The sequence below is a fragment of the Streptomyces sp. NPDC111507 genome, assembly GCF_055638955.1.
The window spans coordinates 1-5,864 of sequence record NZ_JBVKBU010000045.1; the positions used below are offsets into that span (position 1 = coordinate 1).

Sequence of the window (5,864 nt, forward strand, 5' to 3'; positions counted from 1 at the left end):
TTCACCTCCGCATACGACAACGACAACCCACCCGCCACCACCGCCACCGACCCCGGCGCCTCCACCACCCACGCCTCGAACAACTCATGAGCGAGAGAGGTGACTTCGGAGCCCGGGGTCCGGGCGTCACGTACGAGTAGGTCGTACTCCCCGGCCGTCACCCGAACCGCGCCGGCGTCGCCGTCGATGCCCTCGGCGGCCATCGCCTCCAGGACCGAGCGGTACATGCCCGCGACGCGCTCCACGTTCTCGGCGGACAGGACGTGCGAACTGGCGCGGAGGCTGATGAAGCCGCCGATGGCGGTGACGCCGAGGCCGAACTCGGTGGAGCTGCTGTTGATGCCGTTGCCCTCGTCGACCACCTGGTCCTCCCCGACGAGGTGGAAGTCGAGGTAGACGAAGTAGACGTCGATCAGGCGTCGGCTGCCGCTCTCGATGGCCGGCAGCGGGAAGTTCCGGTGCGGCCAGGCCGCGACCTCACCGTCGAAGGCCTGCCTCACCAGCCCACCCCAGGTCCGGGAGGACCGGTCGTGGGCGTGCGGCATGGTGTTGAGATACATGCCCAACAGGCGCTCGGAGCCGGGGACTTCGGGCCTCTGGTGGCCGACGATGCCGGTGAAGAAACGCTTCTCGTCGGTCAGCTGCGACATCACCTTCAGGTGGGCCGCGTGCAGCACCGCCTTGATCGGCACTCCCGCCTTGGTCGCGAGGCCGCGCAGCGCGGGCTCCAGGTCGCGGAAGGAGAAGCCGGCCCCTACCGTCTCGGGGGGTGCGGTGCGGTCGCCGTGCCAGTCGGCGGGCAGCGCGAACGGCGTGTGGGTGTCCACGATGCCCTGCCAGTAGGCGCGGTCCTCGGCGTCGTCGAGGGACGCGAGCTCGGCGGCGACGGTGTCCGCGAAGCGCACGGGCGGCGCCACGTACGGGGCGGGCTCGGCGCCGTCGCGCAGCGCCCGGTAGACCTCGACCAATTCGTTGAGCAGGGTGTGGTAGCTCCAGCCCTCCAGCATGGCGTGGCTCTTGGTGAAGGTCAGCCGCCAGGCCGCGTCGCTCTGGACGTGGACGAAGATCCGCAGCAGTGGCGCGGACGACGTCATGTCGAAGAGGGTGGCCCGCTCGGTGGCGGCGAATTCCGCCAGCTCCGCCGCCAGTCGGTCCTCGTCGAGGTGGCGAACGTCGGCCCGGTCCAGCGGGATGGCGACCTCGCTGTGCACCAGTTGCATCGGCACGCTGTACCCGGTCAGGTCGACCGAGGTGCGCAGGATGTCGTGACGGGCACCGACAACCTCCACGGCCCGCTGAAGGGCGCCGAAGTCGAACGGCGCGCCGTCACGGACCAGGAAGGAGGTCAGGTCGTGATAGTTGTTGCGGCCCTCCGACGCGAGGGTCTCGACGAGCATGCCGGTCTGGTTCTGCGACAGCGGGTAGGCGTCGCTCAGGCCCTCGGGCAGCAGCGCCCGGTCCGCGTCCGAGAGCAGCGCGAACGGCTCGACGGCGGTGACCTGCGCGGTGGGCGCGGGGCGCCCGGTGACGGACTCGCAGAGCGCGGCGACGGTGGCCTTCTCGAAGACCTCACGGACGCCGACCTCGAACCCCGCCGCGCGCAACGCGCCGACCAGGCCGACCGCGCGGATCGAGTCGCCGCCCAGCTGGAAGAAGCTGTCGAGGACGCCGACCCGCTCCAGGCCCAGGTGCTCGGCCCAGACAGCGGCCATCCGCTCCTCGGCGGGGGTGCGTGGCGCGACGTGCGGGGCCGCGTCGAAGGCGGCGGCGTCAGGGGCGGGCAGGGCGCGCTGGTCCAGCTTGCCGTTGGCGGTCAGCGGGATGCGCTCCAGCGCCAGGTAGGCGGAGGGCAGCAGGTACGGGGGCAGCCGGTCGGCGACGTACGCGTCGAGCTCGGCGTGCGAGGGCAGTTCGCCCTCCGGGACGACGGGAACGACGTAGGCGACAAGCTGCTTGCCGGTGGCGCTCTCATGGACGCGGACGCGGGCCTCGCCGATCGCCGGGTGGCCGCCGAGAACGGCCTCGATCTCGCCGGGCTCGACGCGGTAGCCGCGGATCTTGACCTGTCCGTCGATACGGCCGAGGAAGTCGACCGTGCCGTCGGCGAGGACCCGGGCGAGGTCGCCGGTGCGATAGAGGCGGGCGCCGGCCGGGCCGAACGGGTCGGGCAGGAAGGACGCCGCCGTCTGGGCCGGGCGGCCCGCATAGCCGCGGGCGAGGCCGTGGCCGCCGACGTACAGCTCGCCGGTGCCGCCGACCGGTACCGGCTGGAGGTTGTCGTCGAGGACATGCATCGTGGTGCCCGGCAGCGGACGGCCCACGGGCACGATCTCGGTGGCCTGGGGACCGGTGACGTCGTGGACGCTGTTGCCGACGGTGATCTCGGTCGGGCCGTACTCGTTGACGACACGGCCGCCGCCGACGAGGTCGAGCCAGCGCTCCGCGGTGCGGCTGAGCAGGGCCTCGCCGCCGACGACGAGCACCGGCGCGAGGCCGTGCGCGCGCTCGCCGTCGAACTGCTGGCCCAGCATCTCCAGATGGCCGGGGGTCAGCTTGAGGAAGCCGTACGGGCCCGACTCGGACAGCCAGTCGCCGAGCTCGGACAGGTCGCGCTCGGAGCCGAACAGGTTCAGCGCGCCGCCGGTCATCAGCGGGGCGTACAGCGTCGGCACGACCAGGTCGAAGGCGACGGACGAGAACAGCGCGGTGTCGCCGGGAACGCCGCCGAAGTAGTCGGCGACCGCCCAGTCCAGATAGCCGGCGAGCGAGCGATGGGTGATCTGGACGCCCTTGGGCCTGCCGGTGGAGCCGGAGGTGTAGATGACATAGGCGAGCTGCTCGGGGTCGGCCCCGGGCAGCGGGGTCGGGTCCAGGACCTCCGCACCCTCACCGGTACCCCGGACGCCGGCGTCCTCATCGACGAGCAGGACCCGGCCGCCGAATCCGGCGAAGCGATCGGCGTACTCGGCCTGGGTGACGACGGCGGGGCAGCCGGCGTCGGCGACGACGGTCGCGATGCGCTCGGCCGGCCAGGAGCTGTCCATCGGGACGTACGCCGCGCCGGCCCGCCACACCGCGAGGAGGGCGACCGGCAGGTCGACGGTCGGGTCGAGAAGCACACCGACCACGGATTCGGGACCCGCGCCGACCGCGCGAACGCGGCGGGCCAGGGCCTCCGAACGGGCGGACAGCCCCGCGTAGTCGAGGGAACCCGAGGCGTCGCGGACGGCGACCGCGCCGGGCGTACGGGCCGCGGTGGCCACGATCGCGTCGAGCGCGGTGCGGCTGACCGGCTCGGTGGCAGGGCCCTCGGCGGCGGCGAACAGGGCGGCCCGCTCGCCCTCCGGCAGGAAGGTGCGGGTGGCGTCGCCGTCCGCGTCGGCGGCCATGGCCTCCAGGACCGACCGGTACATCTCGGCGAGCCGCTCGGCGTGGGCCGGGGTGACGGCGCGGGTGTCGGCGGTCAGGATGACATGCCCGGCGCGCGAGGAGACGCTGAGCGGGAACTCGGTGGGGCTGTCGTCGATGCCGGCCAGCTCGTCCACCAGGTCCGTGTCGATCTGCCGGAAGTCCTGGTAGTTGAAGTAGACGTCCATGAGGCGGCCGGTGCCGCCCCAGTCGCGCTGGACGGCGGGCAGCGGGTAACGGCGGTGACCCCACAGCTCGACCTCGGCCGCGAAGGTCCGGCCCACCAGCTCACGCCAGGTGCGGGCGCCCTTGGTGTGCGGGAACGGCAGCGTGTTGAGGTACATGCCGTAGACGCGGTCGGCGCCCGTCTCCTCGGGGCGCGCGTCGCAGACCAGGCCGGTGTGGAAGGCCTGCTCGTGAGTGAGCTGGCCGAGCACCTTGAGGTGGGCGGCGATCATGACGCTCTTGAGGGAGGCGTCGGCGGCCGTGGCCAGCGCGCGCAGGCCCGGCTCCAGGTCCTGCCAGGAGATGCCGGTCTGGAAGGTGGTGTGCGCCGCCCCTGGCTCGCCCCAGGTGGTGGGCAGGACGAACTTGGCGTGGTTCTCGGTGACTTCGGACCAGTACGCCTGGTCGTCGGCCGAGTCGAGGGCGGCGAGCTCGCCCGCGATGAAGTCCGCGAAGCGCAGCGAGGGCAGCTCCGTCGGCCCCGGGTCGCGGCCGTCACGTAGAGCCTGATAGGTCGTCAACAGCTCCATCAGGAGGGAGTGGTGACTCCAGCCTTCCAGGATGGGGTGGCACTCGGTGACGGAGATCCACCAGCCGCCGTCATCCGTGGTGTGCGCGTGGAAGCGCATCAGCGACGGCACCGCCAGGTCGAAGAGGCGGGCCCGCTCAGCGACGGTGAAGGCGCGCAGCGCGGCCTCCACCTGCTCGGCGTCGCGGCCGGCCAGATCCTGTGCGGTGATGGGCAGTTCGGCGGTGGCGTGGACGAGCTGGAGGGGTCGCGAGTAGGACGCCAGATCGATGGACGTGCGGAGCACCTCGTGCCTGGCGGTGACGATACGGCCGGCCTCGACGAGGGCGTCGCGCGAGAAGGGATGCTCGTCACGGATCCGGAAGGTGGAGACGTTGTGGTAGTGGTTCCGGCCGTCGTCCATCAGCATCTCGATGACCATGCCCAGCTGGTTCTGGCCCAGCGGGTACGCGTCGACGACGTCGGCGGGCAGGACGGCCCGGTCCTCGTCGCCGATCAGCTCGAAGGGGGCGACGCGGCGCTCGGCGGCGGCCGTGGCGGCGGGGCGGCCGGTGGCCAACTCGGTGAGGCGGGCGACGGTACGGCAGTCGAAGACGTCGCGGACCGCGACCTCGTGGCCGGCCTCGCGGAGCTCGCCGACCAGGGCGACGGCGCGGATCGAGTCACCGCCCAGCTCGAAGAAGCTGTCGTGGACGCCGACCCGCTCGACGTCGAGCACCGAACGCCAGACGGCGGCGACGGACTCCTCGTCCGGGGTGCGCGGCGCGGTGAACTCGCCCGCGGCGCGCAGCTGGAGGGCGGCGTCGGGGGCGGGCAGGGCGCGCTTGTCGAGCTTGCCGTTGGTGGTGAGCGGAATGGTGTCGAGCGCCACGAAAGCGGCCGGGACCATGTACTCGGGCAGCTCGCGGGCGAGGGCCGCGCGGATCTCGGCGACGGGCAGCCCGGCACCGGACCGCGCCGGGACGAGGTAGCCGACGAGTCGCTTGTCGCCGGGGGTGTCCTCGCGGACGACCACGACGGCCTGGGCGATGTCCTCGTGCGCCGTCAACGCGGCCGAGATCTCGCCCAGTTCGATGCGGTAGCCGCGGATCTTGACCTGGTCGTCGATACGGCCCAGGAACTCGAGGCTGCCGTCCTCACGGCGGCGGGCGAGGTCACCACTGCGGTACATCCGGCCGCCGGCCGGGCCGAACGGGTTCGGCACGAACCGCTCCGCGGTCAGGTCCGGACGTCCGAGGTAACCGCGCGCCACACCCGGGCCCGCCACATGGATCTCACCCGGTACACCGACGGGCGCGAGCGAGCCCGAGGCGTCCAGCAGATAGATCGAAAGGTCGCTGAGCGGGTAGCCCACGCGATTCGCCGCCAGGCCGTCAATGTCCTGTTCCTCGACCTTGTGGTAGGTGGTGTGGACGGTGGTCTCGGTGATGCCGTACATGTTGACGAGCGCGGGACCGTCGAGACCCAACAGATCCGTCCACGGCCGAAGTTCGGAGACCTCCAGCTTCTCCCCCGCGAAGACGACAGCACGCAGGGAAAGCCCGTGAACACGCGGATCACCGGAGGCGGCGGCCGCGACCAGGGACCGGAAAGCAGTCGGCGTCTGGGAAAGAACCGACACCTCCTCCCCGACCAGCAGATCCAAGAACTCCTCCGGCGCACGCGTCACCGCCTGCGGCACCACCACCAGCCGCCCACCATG

1 protein-coding gene is annotated in these 5,864 nt (G+C 72.0%); it reads right to left on the reverse strand.

Annotated elements, in window-relative coordinates; all coding sequences use genetic code 11:
* The coding region (locus ACZ7M2_RS52300) for an amino acid adenylation domain-containing protein (protein ID WP_471601348.1) at positions 1–5,849 on the reverse strand (5,849 nt) is incomplete at its 3' end.
* Positions 5,850–5,864 lie beyond the last annotated feature (15 nt).